This window comes from Streptomyces sp. RG80 (assembly GCF_040446465.1).
Classification (GTDB): domain Bacteria; phylum Actinomycetota; class Actinomycetes; order Streptomycetales; family Streptomycetaceae; genus Streptomyces.
Window position 1 is genome coordinate 803,076 of record NZ_JBEAAJ010000002.1, and the last position, 16,283, is coordinate 819,358.

Annotated in this window: 18 protein-coding genes; 14 read left to right on the top strand and 4 right to left on the bottom strand. The window is 71.4% G+C overall.

Annotation, left to right across the window (positions count from 1 at the left end):
* Positions 1-2: 2 nt before the first annotated feature.
* The 3 genes from ABKA17_RS09725 to ABKA17_RS09735 are packed head-to-tail and all read left to right on the top strand — an operon-like array spanning position 3 to position 3,390.
* Positions 3-1,670 (top strand): PHP domain-containing protein, encoded by a 1,668-nt coding sequence (locus ABKA17_RS09725; protein ID WP_353691500.1) that lies wholly within the window; start codon positions 3-5, stop codon positions 1,668-1,670.
* Positions 1,670-2,524, top strand: coding sequence for a hypothetical protein (locus ABKA17_RS09730; RefSeq protein ID WP_353691501.1), 855 nt, complete (start codon positions 1,670-1,672; stop codon positions 2,522-2,524). Before ABKA17_RS09725 ends, ABKA17_RS09730 begins: the two co-directional genes overlap by 1 nt.
* A gap of 23 nt (positions 2,525-2,547) precedes the next feature.
* On the top strand, positions 2,548-3,390 hold the full coding sequence (locus ABKA17_RS09735) for a PaaX family transcriptional regulator (RefSeq protein ID WP_353691502.1): 843 nt from the start codon (positions 2,548-2,550) through the stop codon (positions 3,388-3,390).
* 98 nt (positions 3,391-3,488) lie between these two features.
* Here ABKA17_RS09735 and ABKA17_RS09740 read toward each other — a convergent pair whose 3' ends face one another.
* Positions 3,489-4,199: a response regulator gene (locus tag ABKA17_RS09740; protein ID WP_353691503.1), complete on the bottom strand. Its 711-nt coding sequence runs from the start codon at positions 4,197-4,199 to the stop codon at positions 3,489-3,491.
* 250 nt (positions 4,200-4,449) lie between these two features.
* On the opposite strand from ABKA17_RS09740, the gene ABKA17_RS09745 reads away from it, so the two are divergent.
* From ABKA17_RS09745 to ABKA17_RS09795, 11 genes are all read left to right on the top strand, one after another.
* Positions 4,450-4,623: an LxmA leader domain family RiPP gene (locus ABKA17_RS09745; protein WP_353691504.1), complete on the top strand. Its 174-nt coding sequence runs from the start codon at positions 4,450-4,452 to the stop codon at positions 4,621-4,623.
* Positions 4,624-4,667: 44 nt separating this feature from the next.
* On the top strand, positions 4,668-4,838 hold the full coding sequence (locus ABKA17_RS09750) for an LxmA leader domain family RiPP (protein WP_353691505.1): 171 nt from the start codon (positions 4,668-4,670) through the stop codon (positions 4,836-4,838).
* Positions 4,839-5,045: 207 nt separating this feature from the next.
* Positions 5,046-6,137, top strand: coding sequence for a class V lanthionine synthetase subunit LxmK (gene lxmK / locus ABKA17_RS09755; RefSeq protein WP_353691506.1), 1,092 nt, complete (start codon positions 5,046-5,048; stop codon positions 6,135-6,137).
* On the top strand, positions 6,134-7,102 hold the full coding sequence (locus ABKA17_RS09760) for a T3SS effector HopA1 family protein (protein WP_353691507.1): 969 nt from the start codon (positions 6,134-6,136) through the stop codon (positions 7,100-7,102). Before lxmK ends, ABKA17_RS09760 begins: the two co-directional genes overlap by 4 nt.
* Positions 7,103-7,104: 2 nt before the next feature.
* Positions 7,105-7,434: a helix-turn-helix domain-containing protein gene (locus tag ABKA17_RS09765; protein WP_353691508.1), complete on the top strand. Its 330-nt coding sequence runs from the start codon at positions 7,105-7,107 to the stop codon at positions 7,432-7,434.
* Positions 7,435-7,548: 114 nt separating this feature from the next.
* Positions 7,549-8,205: a flavoprotein gene (locus ABKA17_RS09770; RefSeq protein ID WP_353691509.1), complete on the top strand. Its 657-nt coding sequence runs from the start codon at positions 7,549-7,551 to the stop codon at positions 8,203-8,205.
* Positions 8,206-8,332: 127 nt separating this feature from the next.
* Positions 8,333-9,340, top strand: a complete 1,008-nt coding sequence (locus ABKA17_RS09775; protein WP_353691510.1) for an aminoglycoside phosphotransferase family protein — start codon at positions 8,333-8,335, stop codon at positions 9,338-9,340.
* Positions 9,337-10,107 carry a class I SAM-dependent methyltransferase gene (locus ABKA17_RS09780; protein ID WP_353691511.1) on the top strand — a complete coding sequence of 257 codons (771 nt, stop codon included), beginning with the start codon at positions 9,337-9,339 and terminating at the stop codon, positions 10,105-10,107. Before ABKA17_RS09775 ends, ABKA17_RS09780 begins: the two co-directional genes overlap by 4 nt.
* The gene (locus ABKA17_RS09785; protein ID WP_353691512.1) at positions 10,107-11,390 is read left to right on the top strand and encodes a M16 family metallopeptidase; all 1,284 of its coding nucleotides are present in this window, start codon (positions 10,107-10,109) and stop codon (positions 11,388-11,390) included. The genes ABKA17_RS09780 and ABKA17_RS09785 overlap by 1 nt, the downstream gene beginning before the upstream one ends.
* Entirely contained in the window at positions 11,387-12,676 is a 1,290-nt protein-coding gene (locus ABKA17_RS09790; RefSeq protein WP_353691513.1) for a M16 family metallopeptidase, read from the top strand. Before ABKA17_RS09785 ends, ABKA17_RS09790 begins: the two co-directional genes overlap by 4 nt.
* Positions 12,677-12,724: 48 nt before the next feature.
* Positions 12,725-13,396 (top strand): response regulator transcription factor, encoded by a 672-nt coding sequence (locus ABKA17_RS09795; protein ID WP_353691514.1) that lies wholly within the window; start codon positions 12,725-12,727, stop codon positions 13,394-13,396.
* Between the two features lie 6 nt (positions 13,397-13,402).
* Here ABKA17_RS09795 and ABKA17_RS09800 read toward each other — a convergent pair whose 3' ends face one another.
* The 3 genes from ABKA17_RS09800 to ABKA17_RS09810 are packed head-to-tail and all read right to left on the bottom strand — an operon-like array spanning position 13,403 to position 16,257.
* A complete protein-coding gene (locus tag ABKA17_RS09800) occupies positions 13,403-13,858 on the bottom strand; it encodes a MaoC family dehydratase (RefSeq protein ID WP_353691515.1) in 456 nt (151 codons plus the stop codon).
* Positions 13,859-13,866: 8 nt separating this feature from the next.
* Positions 13,867-15,369 carry an acyl-CoA synthetase gene (locus tag ABKA17_RS09805; protein ID WP_353691516.1) on the bottom strand — a complete coding sequence of 501 codons (1,503 nt, stop codon included), beginning with the start codon at positions 15,367-15,369 and terminating at the stop codon, positions 13,867-13,869.
* Positions 15,370-15,381: 12 nt separating this feature from the next.
* Positions 15,382-16,257 carry an amidohydrolase family protein gene (locus ABKA17_RS09810; protein WP_353691628.1) on the bottom strand — a complete coding sequence of 292 codons (876 nt, stop codon included), beginning with the start codon at positions 16,255-16,257 and terminating at the stop codon, positions 15,382-15,384.
* Positions 16,258-16,283: the final 26 nt, after the last annotated feature.

Genomic DNA, 16,283 nt, shown 5'->3' on the forward strand with positions numbered 1-16,283 from the left:
CCATGACCGAGCAGCAACTGCCCGACTGGGCCGACCCCTCCGTCTCGCCCGCCGCGCTCGATCCGCAAGGGCTGTCCCGGCGCGGACTCCTGCGCCGCGCGGGCCTGTTCGGCGCGGCCTTCACTCTCGGCTCGGCCGCCGTGCCCGCCGCCGCCTCCCCGCAGCGCTTCGGGGGCGACGACCCGCGGCTGGCGTACCTGGTCGGCGACCACCACGTCCACTCCGTCTACAGCCACGACGCCAAGTACACGTTCTCGCAGCAGGCGAAGGCGGCCGCCCGGTACGGCCTGGACTGGATGGTGTTCAACGAGCACTCCAACTTCGGACACGCCTACTACGGTGCGAAGCTGGAGCACGAGGAGATCCTCAAGGCCCGTGCGGACAACCCTCGTCAGCTGATCTTCCAGGGCCTCGAGTGGTACATCCCGGCGGCCGAGCACTGCACGGTGTTCGCGGCGCCCGGCCCCCACGAGGTGGACCTGCTCACGCAGTTCGAGCTCGCCTACGACGGCAAGCTGCTCAACTACACCGAGGGCTCCGCCGGCGCGACCGACACCGCGCGCAACGAGGCGCATGCCGTCAAGGCGATCAAGTGGCTGGCCGAGCAGCGCCGTTCGGGCTATGTCGACGACGTCCTCGTCCTCGCCAACCACCCGCTGCGACTCGGCATCGACTCCCCGCACGAGATGCGCAACTGGCGGGACGCGGCCCCTGAGATCATGATCGGCATGGAGGGTGCGCCGGGCGCGCAGGGCGCGGCCATCCCGGGCTGGCGCGGCACGACCTCGATCCGCGGCGAGTACGAGAACAAGCCGTCCGCCCAGTCCTGGTCCGGTTATCCGGCGGACGCCTACCTCACCTACGGCGGCTTCGACTGGGCGACGGCGACCGTCGGCGGGCTGTGGGACGCGCTGCTGGCCGAAGGCAGGCTGTTCTCGATCACCACCAACTCCGACAACCACCGGACCGTCTTCGACACCTGGAAGAACGGCGACTGGCCGGCCGGGCAGAACTTCGACAGCACCGGCAAGCTCCCCGACCCGGTGAACACCGACTCCCCGCAGCCGGGCAGCGACTTCTGGCCCGGCCAGTTCAGCCGCACCCACGTCGGCGTCACCCGCTACGGCTACCGCGCCGTCATGGCGGGCCTGCGCGCGGGCCGCGTCTGGCTGGACCACGGACATCTGCTCGACGGCCTCGACGTACGGCTGAAGCGGGACTGCGACTTGGGCCGCGGCGTCACGCTGGGCGGCCGGCTGCGGGTCCGCAAGGGCGAGAGGATCAGCCTGTACGTCACCGTCACCACCGCCTCCCGCCCCAACCCCCAGGGATTCGTGCCCGAGTTGGCGCACGTGGACGTGATCCGGGGTGCGGTGCGCGGCCCGGTGAGCGACCGGGACTCCTGGAGGGCACCGGACACCAAGGTCGTACAGACGAAGGACGTGTCCGGCCGCAAGGGGACGTACACCCTGCGCATCCCGCTGACCGCCGGGGACGAGTCCTTCTACGTCCGGCTGCGCGGCAGCGACGGCAACCGCCATGGTGCGGGCTACCTCGGCTCCTCGGTCGACCCGAACGGGCCGATCCCGCACCCGCCCGGGGACGGTGACCCGTGGGCGGATACGTGGTTCTATTCCAACCCGGTGTTCGTCGACGTGGCAGGTGCCTGATGAAGCGTCATCTTCTCACCCTGGGCTGCTTATTGGGATCACTGGTGCTCGGGACGGCGGGCACGGCGTCGGCGACCGGTGAACCACGCTGGGTGGAGACCGGCACCGCGTACACGGACACGCTCGGCGGCGGGCAGGGGCTCGCCTCCCGGGCGGACGGCTCGCTGCTGTACCGCGGGCTCACCGACATCCCCCTCGACCTGCGGCTCAAGGGCTGGAACCACGTCGGTGACCCGGACATCGCGCGCGGCCACGTCTTCGACGCCTACCAGGGTCCGGACACGGCCACGTCGAAGATGTTCGCGGTCACCACCCCGGCCGGGAAGCGCTACGAGTACGTCCATCAGCTGAACCCGGGCGAGAAGCTGAACAACTCCTTCGCCACCGTCTCCCCGGACGGGCAGTGGCTGGTGTCGGGCGAGTGGGGCGAGCAGCGCAGACTCCAGGTCTTCCCCGCTCCCCTGCTCAACCCGGCCACCCCAGCCACCGGCGGGGCGCTGAAGGAGGCCTGGCAGATCACCCTGGACCGGCCGGTGCGCGACATCCAGGGCTGTGACTTCGTGGCGGACACCCGGCTGGTGTGCGCCTCGAACGACGCGACGGGGACCCTCTTCCCGGAGATCCGTCCGCTGCTCCAGGTCGATCTGCCCCGCAAGTTGGACGGGCAGCCGATCACGGGCGCGGTGAAGAACCTCTTCGCGTTGCCGCAGCGCAGCGTCTGCACGGACGGCGCCTTCGAGACCGAGGGCGTCGACTACGACGCGAACAGCGGCACGCTCCGCGCGCAGATGATTCCGCCGGGCGTGTGCGCGGTCAGCACGGCCGTGTACTCGTACCGGCAGGTCACAGGCTGATCCGGGCGAGGTACGGTGGCCGCGTGACCACGGAAGAGTCGCTGCGGCCGCAGTCCCTCATGCTGACGTTCCTGGGCGACCAGGTGCTCGGGCGTGATGTCTGCGTGTACTCGGGCAGCGTCATCGATGTCTTCGCCCGGGCCGGCGTCGGCGAGCAGGCGACGCGTTCCACGCTGACCCGGATGGTGAACCGCGGCCTGCTGCGCCGCCAGCGCGAGGGCCGCCGGATGTACTTCGGGCTGACCGAGCACTCGACGGCCGTCCTGCGCGACGGAGAGCGCCGCATCTGGCAGACCGGCGCCGTCAACCGGCACTGGGACGGCACCTGGACCCTGCTCGGTTTCTCGCTGCCCGAGTCCTGGCAGCGCCAGCGCCACGACCTGCGCTCCAAGCTCACCTGGGGCGGCTTCGGCCCACTGTTCAGCGGCCTGTGGATCGCGCCCGGCGAGGTCGACGTGGCGGAACTCGTCGGCGAACTGGGCCTGTCCGCCCATGTGAAGGTCTTCCGCGCGCACGCCGACACCGGCATGGACATCGGCGCGATGATCGAGGAGACCTGGGAGCTGGCCGAACTGGCCGAGCGCTACGAGCAGTTCGTACGACGGTGGCAGCCGTGGAAGAGGCGGGAGCCGGCGGCCGACGAGGCGCTCGCGCAACGGCTGCTGTTGCAGGCGGAGTGGCTGAGGGTCATCCGCCGCGATCCACGACTGCCGGTCAAGCATCTGCCGGACGACTGGCCGGCCGAGCAGGCGGAGAAGACATTCCGGTCGGTCCACGAGCGACTGACGCCTTCGGCTCAGGATTGCGCGGAGAGGCTGCTGGATCTGGTGCCGGTGCGGGAGGCGGCTTCGGACGACGCCGGGTAGGGCCGGCCGCGGCCCTTCGTGGGCTTCCGGGCCGCTTGCTGCCGCCCGTCCCCCGCCCCAGGCTCTTCGTACCCTCCCCCGTTCTCCAGCCGGCTTCCTCAAGCCGCCAAACCGTCCCCCAGGCTCGTGGGCAGGCCACCACCGTGGTTCGGGGCCGTGCGGGTCAGGCCAGCCCGGTGGGCCAGGAGGGCGGCCTTCACGCGGTTGTCGGTGTCGAGCTTGATGAGGATGCGCGTGACGTGACCCTTGACGGTGGCCTCGGCCAGGGTCAGCGCGCGGGCGATCTCCTGGTTGCTGGAGCCCGTGGCCAGCATCGCGAGGACCGCCCGCTCCCGGGGGGTGAGCGAGTCCAGGCGGGTCCGCTGGTCCGGCGAGGGGGCCGGCGCGTGATCCCGCAGGGCGCGCAGTACCCGGCCGGTGACCTCCGGGGACAGCGTGCACTGGCCGGAGGCGACGGTGTGGACGGCGTGGACGACCTCGGCGGGCCGGGTGTGCTTGAGGAGGAAGCCGGCGGCGCCCGTGCGGACCGCCTCCGTGATGACGGCGTCCTCGTCGTGCGCGGTCAGGAAGACCACCCGGGTCCGGCTGCCGAGCGCCTGGTGGATCTGACGCGCGGCGGCCAGCCCGTCGAGCCTGGGCAGCCTTACGTCCATCAGCACCACGTCGGGCGCGAACCGGCGGGCTCCTTCGACGGCCTCGCGGCCGTCGGCGGCCTGAGCCACCACATGGATACCGCCGTCGGCCTCAAGGATGCCGGTCAGAGCGTGCCGGACGAACTGGTCCTCGTCGGCGACGATCACTCTGATCATGTCGTCTCCTCGGGGTCGTTCCTTGCTACGGCACAAATCCTCGCCGTTGCCCGCGTTCGGCACTAGAGGCAAGTGTCACTCCTCGCAGTTCCGGGACCTGCCTCCGCCCTTTGACCCCTAATTTTCATTCGCCGCCTTGTGGGCAACATCGTTTTTAACTCTGGATTTCCCGTCGCCGGACGGATTACAAATGTGTCCAGCAGCGGAAAGCAGAAAGCCCCGCTGACCCCCACCGAAAAGGAGAAGGACCATGAACGAGAAGCTCTTCAACGAGGACCTGATCGCCGGCTACTCCGCCTACGTGAGCGCCGCCGAGGTCCAGGCCGACGGCGACCACGCCCCGGCCGGCACCCCCACCGCGACGGCCACGATCTTCGCCGTCACCATCGGCGCCGCCGGCAGCACCGTCAGCTTCACCTGCTGACCCCCTCCCCCCCCACACCCCTACACGAGCAAAGGAGCACGACCATGAACGACAAGCTCTTCCACGAGGACCTCATCGCCGGCTACTCCGCCTACGTGAGTGCCGCCGAGGTCCACGCGGACGGCGACCAGTCGCCCGGTGCCACCCCGACGGGCACGACCGTCACGCTGGTCGGCACCATCGTCATCCCCACCACCGTCAGCTTCACCTGCTGATCCGGGAAACCCTTCCCCCGTCGCCCCGGTGCGGTCCATCCGCGCCGGGGCGACGTCGTGTTCTCCGGACCCCCGGGGCCATGCCCGCACCACCGACCACGACTTTGGTAGGGGGTGGCGCACGGCCAAAGTTCTTGTTCCGCCCCCTTTTCCGGCTGCCAGTATTGAGGAAAGCGGAAAGCAATTCCGAAGCGCAGGGAGATTGATGTGCGTACGACTTTCGCGCCGACCTCGCTCGAAGATTCTCCGGAAATAAACAGACTCCTCGGAGAACTGAATCTCGGCGAACTGTCCGACGGTGCGGTGACTGCATTCGGCGGGCGCAACGACAACTGGGCCGGCATCACGTCCACGGGCTCCGCGGTCTTCGTCAAGCGCGTCCGCGGCGAGCTCGCCGGCGACCAGATCCGCCGCTCGGTCGGCTTCGACGCCGCCGTCGAGCGCTCGGGCCGCACAGAGCTGCTGAGCCCGCGTCTGCTCGGCCACGACGAGGAGGCGCGGCTGATGGTCACCGACCTCCTCCGGGAGGCCCCGACCGCGGCCGACCTGTTCGCCGACGGGCGCTTCGACGAGGAGCTCGCGCACCGCGCGGGCCGGGCCGTGGGCCTACTGCACGAGACGGACCCCGCCACCCTGCACACCCGCCTGGACACCACCCGGCCCTGGCTGCCCAACCCCGCCCTCAACCGGGCCGTGCCACTGCGGGCCTTCCTGCACTTCACGATCGCCGAGATCACCTTCTGGCAGATCGTCCACGCCGACTCCGCCCTGTGCGCGGCGATCGAACGCCTGCGGGAACGGGAGGGAGCGGCCGAGGGATGTCCGGTCCACTGCGACGTACGCCTTGACCAGTTCCTGCACCACGACGGCCTGCTGTATCTGATCGACGGCGAGGAGTTCCGGCTCGCCGACCCCGCCCGGGACGTCGGCGGATTCGTCGGGGACTGTCTGCACCACATCCTGCGCGGCCTGTCCGGCGGCCCCGGTGAATCCGGGTGTGCCGATGAGCCCTCCCACGACGCCCTCGTGGAACGCGGCACCCGCGATCTCGCCCGCGCCCGGCCCGTCCTGACGGCGTTCTGGGACGGCTACCGCTCCGCCCGCCGCACGGTGGACCCCGAACTTGCCGTCCGCGCCACCGCGTTCGCCGGCTGGCAGCTGATCGACCGCGCACTCGCGATCGCGGGCATGTCGTCCCGGCTCGGCGCGGGCGCCCGCGCCGCGATGGGCATCGGCCGCACAGCCCTGCTCGCCCCGGAGAGATACGCGGCGGCCCTGGGCCTCGGGAGGACGTCGTGACCACCACCACCCTGACGCTGTCGGAGCGACTGCGGCCTTTCCTGTACGAGGTGACGGTCGCCGAGGACGGACTGAGCGCCGCGCTCGGCGGTCACCGGATCGAAGGCGACTCGGCGACGGAGTGCCGGGGCGCCCTCGCCGACGCCCTGTACGAACAGCTCCACGCCGGTCTCCCGCCGGACGGTGGGCCGCGTCCCAAAAGCCTGCGGCACCCCTGCACGGAGGCCGCGCTCGCCGCCGTCGTGCCGCACGAGCGGACCCCGCGCACCGTCGAGGTGGTCGCCGACGAGACGGACCGCCTGATCGTGCGCCTCGACGGGATACGCGTGGCCGTCGCCCGCGACAGTGATGCCGTGGAAGAGGTGTCGGAGGGCCGTGCCTCGCTACGGCTGCCCGCCGCGCGGCCCGCTCTCTCACAGGGCTTCTTCCTCGTCGACGGGTCCCGGGGGCGCCCGGTGTCCGGACCGCTGCTGCGTTTCTACGCGCATGTCACGGAGGTCGCGCACATGGCCGACGTGTGGCGGATCGCGCTGGAGTTCCTGGAGGGCCTCGGCGTGCCGTACCAGGCGAAGGCCCTGTCGAACCCGTCGCTGTATCCGCGCCGGGACGCGCTCGTCGTCTACCTCGGCGCGGAGGCACGGCAGGCGATCGGCGGCCTGGTCGGGGCCCTGGATCCGCTGCCCGGGCTCGGCGCGACGACCTCGCCGTTCGCCCGTGAGCTGTCGCCGGGCCTGAGCGTCGCCTGGGAGCCGGCCGACCCCCGGCCCGGGAACGCGGGGCTCAGCTTCGGCCAGCACCGAGCGAAGGCCCTGGCCGAGGGCCTGTTCGCCGCCCGCGCGCAACCGGACGCCGTACGCCTCACGTGCCTCGCCGAGGCCCTGCTCGCCGCCGGGGTCGACCCGGCCGAGCCCTACCGCAACACCGATTCGCCGCTCCTCACCCTCACGGCCCCGGAAGGACAGTGACCGTGCCGCGCAGACCCGTACTCCCCCCGCAGGACAAGGCCAAGGTCGTGCTCGCCGTCCTGTCGCGTGAGACCACCGTCGCGGACGCCGCCAGGCGCTGCGGTGTGACCGACCAGTCCATCGCGAACTGGCGCCGCCAGTTCATCGAGGGCGGCACCGCCAAGCTGTCCGGTGAGGCCCCGGCCGTCCCTCCGCAGCCGCACGAGCGGGAACGTCAACTCGCCAACGAGGTACGCAGGTTGAAGATCGCGCTGGGCGAGGCGTACGCCGAGCTGATGACCTGGCGGAAGGTCGATGACGCCCGCCGTTTCCCTTCCCGGGCCTCGAACTGATCCGGCGCGAACTCGGCCTGTCGGTCTCGAGGTTCTCGATGTTCATCGGCGTACCGCGCCGCACCTACACCCATCGGCTGCGGACCCTGCGCGAGCAGGAGAAGGCAGAACACCATGACTGACACATCCCCCACGGGTCTGCCGTCGTTCGGCGCCCGGCGGCTGCTGTACGTCGGCACCGGTTCGATCGGCGTCGCGCACGCACCGTACTGGGTGACGCTACTGCGCCTCGGCTACCCCGAGTTGGAGCTGCGGGTGGCCGTCACCCGCAGCGCGGAGCGGTTCGTCACCCGCGGGGCGCTCGGCCCGATGTCGGGCGGCAACACGCTGCTGGACGCCTGGCCCGACGATCCCGTCGACCGCGCGCTCCATGTGGAGCTGGCCGAGTGGGCGGACACCGTGATCGTCCACCCGGCGAGCCTGCACTTCCTGGCCCGCCTCGCCCAGGGCCTCGCCGACACCCCGGTGCTGCTCGCGCTCCAGTGCACCACCGCGCCGGTCGTCCTCGCCCCGGCCCTGCCGCCGGGCGCGGTCGACTCGGTCCCCTACCGGCGCCACCTCGCCGCGCTGGCCGAACGGCCCAACATCGCGGTCGTCCCGCCCCTGCCGGGCCTGAGCAGTACGACGGGCCGCTGGGACGCGGCTTCGGCGGCACCGCTGCCACAACTCATCGCGGCGGCAGAGGAGTTGCGCACGACCCTGGCCGACGGCACCCCGGCCCCCGCGGCGGCGGTCCACCCGCCGCGCACCCCACAAAAGGCGACGCCATGACCGACGACGAGACACCCTGCACACCGCCCGGACCGACCGTACGTCCGGCACGGCCCAGGCCCGCCGAGCCGCTGGGGGCCACGCCGGCCACCTCGGACACCGAGCCCACTTCTTCGGGGGCCACGCCATGACAGACCTGTTGATGGCCTACGGCACCGCCTTCCACGGCACCCGGATCCACCGGCGCGGCGCGTCCTACGAGTGGGTCCGGCACCCCGGACCGCTGCGCCGGGAGCCGTTCACCCCGGTGACTCCGGAGGTACGGGCCGCCGTCGAGGCCCTTCGGACCGGCGCGGCCAGGCTCACCCTCGGCACCCCCGACGGCCCGGCACGCCGCTACCCGGTGAGCGGCCTCAACCCCCTCGGCACCCTCCTGCTGACCGGCCCCGACGACGAGACCCGGGTGGCGATGGACCGACTGCTCCACGCCACGGGCCGCGCACTGCACACCCTGCACACCGGCGTGCCCGACACGGACGGGGCGGCTCGTGGCCCGGCCGGAGTCGGTCGGCTGGCGGTCTGGCTGCGCGGCGGGCAGGGGCCCCAGCACGCTCCGCGGCTGTTCGAGACGGTCCGGGAGCGGCTGGGCGCCGAGCGGTGCGAGCGGGTGCTGGCCTGGTGTGCCGAGACGGGTCCGGACCACCCCGACGCCGTGTTCCTGCACGGCGGCGTGAGCCTCGGCGCGCTCATCCCCGACCCCGCCCCCGACCCGGACACCGGGCCACCGACCGGCGCGGCCCGCCTCGGCGTGACCGGCACCCTGCTGATCGGAGAGGACCTGGCCCGTGGCCCCGCCGAGTACGACGTCGGCTGGCTGCTCGGCGAACTGGCGGAGTTCCGGCTGCTGCCGCAGGGGTCGCCGGCCCCCGACGCCGCCGACCGGCTGCTCGAATCCGGCCGCCGGTTCCTGACCGGCTACGGCCCAAGTCGCTTGTCCCTCACGGCCGTCGGCCGCGTCGCAACGCTGCGGATCCTCACCCACGCCCACGACTTCGCCGCATACGTCGGCTGGCACGACCAGCTGCCCGTCTACGCCGATCTGGTCGCCGACCTCCTCGACTCCGACGGCGCGGCAGCGCTGCCGGACCTTCCCGTCCACGTCATCCCCCACCCCCGTACAGGAGTCACCTCATGACCACGCCCACCAGCCACAACCACTACAGCGAGAAGCTCGCAGGCGTCTACGACCACATGTACCCGGTGGAGCTCGACACCGGCCCCGCCGTCGACCTGCTCGCCGAACTCACCCCCGAAGGCGGCCGGATCCTCGAACTCGGCGTCGGCACGGGCCGGCTCGCCCGGCCGCTCGCCGAGCGCGGCTTCCGGGTGCACGGCGTCGACGCGTCCGAGGCGATGCTGGCCGAGTTGAAGAAGCTGGACCCGGAGGGGACCGTCGAGGCCTCTCTGGGCGACTTCACCGAGACGGGCACCGGGCGCGAGTACGACCTGGTCTTCGTGATGATCAACACGTTCTTCTTCGCCGTCACCCCGGAGCAGCAGCTCTCCGCACTGAGGCTGGTCCGCGAACAGCTGGCCCCGGGCGGCCGGTTCCTGCTGGAGGCCTTCGACCCGGCGCTCTACCACAACCTCCAGGGCCAGGAAGTGAGCTTCAAGCAGCTGGAGTCGGGCTCGTTCATGCTGAACACGGTGACGGTGGAGCGCTCGCTCCAGCTCCTGCTCGCCACCCACACCGTCGTCGACGGCGGTGCCCCGCAGACGACCCAACACATCATCCGGTACGCCTTCCCCGCCGAACTCGACCTGCTGGCCCGGCTGTCGGGACTCAGGCCTGTGAGCCGCTGGGAGGACTGGGCGAAGCAGCCGTACACCGCGCGCAGCGCGCGCCATGTCTCGGTGTACGCCCGTGACGACGACCCGGTGTTCGCCGGGGAGGACGGGTAGTGCGCCGCCTGACCCTGGGCAACGGCCTGCGGGTGGTGCTGGATCCGCGGCCGGCGGCCCTCGTCGTCGAGGTCGCGGTCCACTATCACGCGGGTTTCCGCTCCGATCCGGTGGGCCGGTCCGGCCTCGCCCATCTCTTCGAGCACCTGATGTTCCAGGGCAGTGCGCGGGTCGGGCCGGGCGAGCACCACCGGCTGGTGAACGCGGCGGGCGGGCACGCCAACGCGGCGACGCTCCAGGACCACACCGAGTACTACCAGGGCGGGCCGCCGTCCGCGCTGGAGCGGTTCCTGTTCCTGGAGGCCGACCGGATGCGGGGCCCGCGGCTGACCTCCGAGGCCCTGCGCACACAGGTCGACGTGGTGAAGGCGGAGATCCGGCTGAACGTCACGGACACCGCGACCGGCGGGCCCGTCTGGACCCGACTGCCCGGCGTGCTCTACAGCGGCTTTACCAACTCCCACAACGGATACGGGGAGTTCGCCGAGCTGGAGCGAGTGACCCTCGCCGAGTGCGAGGCGTTCTTCGACCGCCACTACGCCCCCGGCGACGCGGTGCTGACCGTCACCGGCCGCTTCGACCCGGCGCGTGCCGCGGAGTTGATCCACCGTCACTTCGACGGCATCCCCGGCCGACCCGGGCCGACTGCGCGAGACCTGACCTCGGAGACGACGGTCGACCGTAGGGAACACCACACCGTGCCGGGGGCGTGGTCGCCCTCCCTGCACGTGGGCCACCAACTCCCGGACGCCTCGGCCGACTTGACGCCCTACGCCGATCACGTCCTCCTCTCCCGCATCCTCACCGCCCGCCTGCGCGCCGCCCTGGTCGCCCCGGGCCACGCGGTCTCCGCCCAGGCCCGCTGCGGCTTCTTCGGGCCTCTGCTGGCGCACGCACCGGACACGTTCGTGCTGTCGGTGACCCACGGGGAGCGAACGCATCCCGACGAGGTGCTGAACACCGTGGCCGACCACCTCACCGCCCTGGCCGACGAGGGCCCATCCCCCGCCGAACTCCACCACGCCACAACCCGCGCCGGCATCGAGACCTGGCGCCGCCACGACTCCTTCACCACCCGCGTCCGCCTCGCCGGCGCCTTCGAGACCCTGCACGGCCACGCGGAACTCGTGGACGACCTGCCCCACCTGCTCGCCGCGACCACGGCCGACGGAGTCGCCAGGGCGGCGAAACGCCTGCACACGGAACCCCGCGCGGTGCTCGCCCTCACACCGGGAGCGCCAAGCTCACCGGGAGCACCGGGAGCACCGGGAGGAGCCTCATGACACCCCACGACGACTGGGCCTTCCCCCCACTCCCCCACGTAGAAGCCGAACTCGCCAACGGCCTCCGCGTCGTCGCCGTACAGGCTCCCTCCGTACCCCTGACCGAGATCCGGCTGCGGCTGCCCCTGGACCCGGGGCGGACGGATCCGGCGACCGCTCAGGTGCTGGCCACCACGCTGCTGCCGGGGCCGCTTGTGGGCGGGGCGGAGACGAGCTTCTCCGCGGAGGCCGACGGGCGGGCGATCACCGTGGCCGGAACCGTGTCGAGCGGCGCGCGGGCCGCGGCGATGGACGCCCTGCCAGCGGCACTGACAGCGCCCCGGTACGCCGAGGAGACATGCCGGGTCACCGCCCGCGCCCTCGCCTCCCGTGCCGGGCTGCTGCGCGCGAACCCGACCGCGCTGGCCCTGGAGCAGCTGCGCGCGCATCTGCACGGGGACGGCTACCGCTCGCTCCTGCCCGACGAGCACGCCTTCGTCGCGGTCACCGTCGACGCCGTCACCCGACTCCACACGACAGCACTCGCCCCCGACCGGGCCCTGCTGCTCCTGGTGGGCGCCCTGAACCCGGAACGGGCCCTGCGGGAGGTCGCCGCGACATGGTCCACCTGGCCCTCGACGGACACCCGGCCCACGCCCACGCACCCGACCGTGTCCACGCGAGGGCACCCCCGCCCCGGCCTCCGCTTCGTGCCCCGCCCGGGTGCCGAGCAGTCACAGATCCTGCTCGCCGCGCCCGTCCCCGGACCCGCCGATCCGCGGTTCCCGGCTGTCGCCCTGGCCTGCTGCGTTCTCGGGGGTTCCTTCTCCGCGCGGCTTGCGGCCGCTCTCAGGGACAGGTCGGGGCTGGCGTACCAGGTGCAGGCGACGCTGGCGGAGCACGCCGGTGACCGGGTCGTCCTCGTGCAGGCCGACACTGCGACCGGCACCACCGAGGCCGCCGTCCGGGCCCTGCGTGCCGAGCTGCGCCGGCTCCGGGACGAGCCGCCGACCCGGGAGGAGATCGACTCCGCGCGCGCGTTCGTCGTCGGTACGGTCCTCAGGACGGCGGCGTCCCAGGCCGGACTCGCCGACCATCTGGCGGGCGCCCTGGAGCACGGCTCGGTGCCGGAGGCGCTGCACGGGTTCGTCGCCGCCCTGTCGCACACCGACGAGGCCGCGGTCCTGGCCGCCGTATCCACTGTCCTCGCACCCGAGCGGTTCACGGGCGTGATCGTCGGAGACCCCTCAGCCGAAACACTCGAACAAAATGACCACTTTTGGCGCTCTTTACCCCATTCGGGGTAATTTGATCTATGGGACCGACCGGGAAACGACCGAACCGAAAGGTTGATCATGCCCGAAGACCCGCACGTCACCGTGTTCAGCACCGTGGACGGGCCGATTCCGCCGATCAGGCTGCCCGAGGTGCGCCGCGTCGACCGCCTGACCGGAATCCGCCCGGACGACGGCGTGGTCCTGCTCTACGGCGATGTCCTGAGCCCTCTCGTCCGCCGCACGACGACCCTGCTGGGTCCCGCCGCTCCGCCGATCCTGGCCCTGGCCACCCGGCTGGACGCGGACGACGTACTGGAGGCTGTCTACGCCGGGGCGGTCAGCTACCTCCAGGAGGGGCCGGTGCCGGGCAGCGTGTGGGGCGCCCACGCGGAGCAGGCCTGTCTGACCGACGCGCTGCGCCGCACGGCGCGCGGGGAGCACTGCTTCACCTTCGAGGCGGCCGCCTTCCTGGTCCAGCGTGTGCGCAGCCACCGGGCCGACGGTCCGCCCGACCGCTACGCGAAGCTGCTGTCGCCCCGCGAACGTCAGGCCATGGACATGCTGGTCCAGGGCCTGACGACACGCGAGGTCGCCCTCGGTCTCGGGACGACCGAGAAGACCACCCGCAACTATCTGAGCCGGATCTACAACAAGCTCCAGGTCCGGCGGCAGTCGGAGGCCATCGTGGTCTGGCTCGGCCGGACGCACCCGCAGGAGACGGCCAACGCCACCGCGGCACAGGCGAGTTGAGCGTGGTCAGGCGTAGAAGCGGGACAGGCTCTGGAGCACGGCCGCCGGCTTGGGCGCGCCCTCGATCTCGATCGTGCCGTCCACGGTGATCTGCACGCCGCCGGGCACGTCCTCGACCTCGGCCAGCTTCCCGACCAGGCGGATGCGCGAGCCGACCTTCACCGGCGAGGGGAAACGCACCTTGTTCAGGCCGTAGTTGACCTTCGTGGCCACCCCCTGGACGTCGAGCAGCTCGGTGAACAGGGGTATGAAGAGGGAGAGCGTCAGATAGCCGTGCGCGATCGGGGCGCCGAAGGGGCCCGCGGCCGCCTTCTCGGGGTCCACGTGGATCCACTGGTGGTCACCGGTGGCATCCGCGAAGGTGTTGACGCGCTCCTGGGTGACCTCGATCCACTCGCTGGTACCCAGGTCGCTGCCGGCCAGCTTCTTCAGTTCGTCGAGGCCGTTGACGGTGATGCTCATGGGGTTCCTTAACTGTTGCCGTACCGGGTACGGACACGGGACTTGAGGAGCTTGCCGGAGGCGGTGCGCGGCAACTCGTCCGCTATCACCACCGACTTGGGGATCTTGTACTTGGCGAGCCGGCCGGACAGCGAGGCCAGTACCTCGTCGGCGTCGAGCGCGGCGCCCTCGCGGGGCACGACGACCGCCCGCGGCACCTCGCCCCACTTGTCGTCCGGTACGCCGATGACTGCGCACTCGACGATGTCGGGGTGGGCGAGGAGGAGGTCCTCGATCTCGGCCGGGTAGACGTTCTCGCCACCCGAGATGATCATGTCCTTTATACGGTCGACGATGTACACGTAACCGTCGTCGTCGATCCGGGCGGCGTCCCCGCTGCGGAACCAACCGTCCGCGAAGGAGGCGGCGCTCTCCTCGGGCAGCCCCCAGTAGCCGGGCATGACATGCGGTCCGCGCACGTGGACCTCGCCGGTCTCGCCGACGTCGGCGGGCGTGAGGTCGGGCCGGACGACCCGTACGTCGCTGAAGAAGTGCGGTACGCCCGCCGAACCCGCCTTCGTCACCGCGTGTTCCGCGTCCAGGAACAGCGTGCCGGGGCTCGCCTCCGTCATGCCGTAGCCCTGGAGGAAGGTGAGGTCGCGCTCCTGGTACGCGGCGATCAGCGGGGTCGACACCGGGGAGCCGCCGCAGGTGAGGATGCGCAGCGACGACAGGTCGGCGCCGGCCCAGCGGGGATGCCGGGCCAGTTGCTCGAACATCGTCGGCACCCCGAACATGAAGGTGATCCGGTGCCGTTCGATCAGGTCGAAGGTGGCCGCCGGGTCGAAGGCCTCGACCAGGACGCAGGTGCCGCCCTTGAGGAGCACGGGCAGCGTCAGCATGTTCAGCCCTGCCGTGTGGAACAACGGGGCGGAGACCAGGGCGCGTTCGTCGGCGATCAGGTCGGTGTCGACGAGGACGTTGATCGCGTTCCAGGTCAGGTTGCCGTGGGTGAGCATGGCGCCCTTGGGGCGGCCGGTCGTCCCCGAGGTGTACATGATGATGCAGGTGTCGTCGGGCGTGACCGGTTCGTCGATCGCCTCGGCGGAGGCCGCCGCCAGCGCCGCCTCGTACTCGGCGCCGACCTCGACGTAGGTCCGTACGTCGGTGCTGCCGGGCAGTCCGGCGACGAGGCCCGCGTGCGAGGGGCCGTAGACGAGCGCCTTGGCGCCGGAGTCGGCGAGCTGGTAGGCGATCTCGGGGCCCGCGAGGCGGGTGTTGAGCGGGACGAAGACCGCGCCGAGGGTGCCGGCCGCGAACAGGGTCTCCAGGTAGGAGGGGTGGTTCGGGCCGAGGTAAGCGATCCGGTCGCCGCGGCGGACGCCCCGCGCGCGCAGGCTGTGGGCCAGGCGCGTGATGCGTGTATGCAATGTACGGTAGTCGGTCGACTGTTCGCCGTGGACCAGTGCCGTGCGGTGCGGGGTCTTGCGGGCCCGGCGTGCGGGCCACGACCCCAGTCCCTCGTTGCGCATCTACGAGACCCCTTACGGCTTGGTCAGCCCGAGCAGACGGGCGGCGTTCTCCTTGAGGATCCTCGGCTTGACCTCGTCCTTGATCGACAGCTTCTCGAAGTCGGCGAGCCAGCGGTCGGGGGTGAGGACGGGGAAGTCGGAGCCGAAGAGCACCTTGTCCTTGAGCAGGGTGTTCGCGTACTGCACGAGCTGCGGCGGGAAGTACTTCGGCGACCATCCGGACAGGTCGATGTGCACGCCCGGCTTGTGTGTGGCGACGGCCAGGGCCTCGTCCTGCCAGGGGAAGGACGGATGCGCCAGGATGATCTTCAGGTGCGGGAAGTCGGCCGCGACGTCGTCCACGTGGAGCGGATTGGAGTACTTCAGGCGGATGCCGCCACCTCCCGGGACCCCGGCCCCGATGCCCGTCTGGCCGGTGTGGAAGAGGGCGATGGTGCCCGTCTCCTCGATCACCTCGAAGAGGTCGTACGCCACCGAGCGGTCGTTGGGGAAGAAGCCCTGGATGCTGGGGTGGAACTTGAAGCCCTTCACCCCGTACTCCTCGACCAGCCGACGGGCCTGCTTGACCCCGGCCTTGCCGCGGAAGGGGTCGATGGAGGCGAAGGGGATGAGGACATCGGAGTTCGCGGCGGCGGCTTCCGCCACCTCCTCGTTGGGGACGGGCGCCGTACCGGTCGCGGACTCGGCGTCCACCGTGAAGATCACGGCGGCCATCTTCCGCTCGCGGTAGTAGGCGGCCGTCTCCTCGATCGTCGGCTTCCGCTTGCCCTCGACCTTGAAGTAGGCGGAGGAGGCGTCGTGCAGGTCGTCGTCGAGGGAGGAGTGGCCCTTGGAGGAGACCTCCGCGTGGGTGTGGACGTCGATGGCGACCAGGTCGTCGACGTTCATCGAGGGACCCTTCTCAGCGGGGGTCA

Bases quoted from the DNA above. Each gene is read 5' to 3' on its own strand.
- ABKA17_RS09725 (WP_353691500.1), top strand. From the start codon at position 3: ATGACCGAGCAGCAACTGCCCGACTGGGCCGACCCCTCCGTCTCGCCC.
- ABKA17_RS09730 (WP_353691501.1), top strand. From the start codon at position 1,670: ATGAAGCGTCATCTTCTCACCCTGGGCTGCTTATTGGGATCACTGGTG.
- ABKA17_RS09740 (WP_353691503.1), bottom strand. From the start codon at position 4,199: ATGATCAGAGTGATCGTCGCCGACGAGGACCAGTTCGTCCGGCACGCT.
- ABKA17_RS09745 (WP_353691504.1), top strand. From the start codon at position 4,450: ATGAACGAGAAGCTCTTCAACGAGGACCTGATCGCCGGCTACTCCGCC.
- ABKA17_RS09750 (WP_353691505.1), top strand. From the start codon at position 4,668: ATGAACGACAAGCTCTTCCACGAGGACCTCATCGCCGGCTACTCCGCC.
- ABKA17_RS09770 (WP_353691509.1), top strand. From the start codon at position 7,549: ATGACTGACACATCCCCCACGGGTCTGCCGTCGTTCGGCGCCCGGCGG.
- ABKA17_RS09775 (WP_353691510.1), top strand. From the start codon at position 8,333: ATGACAGACCTGTTGATGGCCTACGGCACCGCCTTCCACGGCACCCGG.
- ABKA17_RS09780 (WP_353691511.1), top strand. From the start codon at position 9,337: ATGACCACGCCCACCAGCCACAACCACTACAGCGAGAAGCTCGCAGGC.
- ABKA17_RS09790 (WP_353691513.1), top strand. From the start codon at position 11,387: ATGACACCCCACGACGACTGGGCCTTCCCCCCACTCCCCCACGTAGAA.
- ABKA17_RS09795 (WP_353691514.1), top strand. From the start codon at position 12,725: ATGCCCGAAGACCCGCACGTCACCGTGTTCAGCACCGTGGACGGGCCG.
- ABKA17_RS09800 (WP_353691515.1), bottom strand. From the start codon at position 13,858: ATGAGCATCACCGTCAACGGCCTCGACGAACTGAAGAAGCTGGCCGGC.
- ABKA17_RS09805 (WP_353691516.1), bottom strand. From the start codon at position 15,369: ATGCGCAACGAGGGACTGGGGTCGTGGCCCGCACGCCGGGCCCGCAAG.
- ABKA17_RS09810 (WP_353691628.1), bottom strand. From the start codon at position 16,257: ATGAACGTCGACGACCTGGTCGCCATCGACGTCCACACCCACGCGGAG.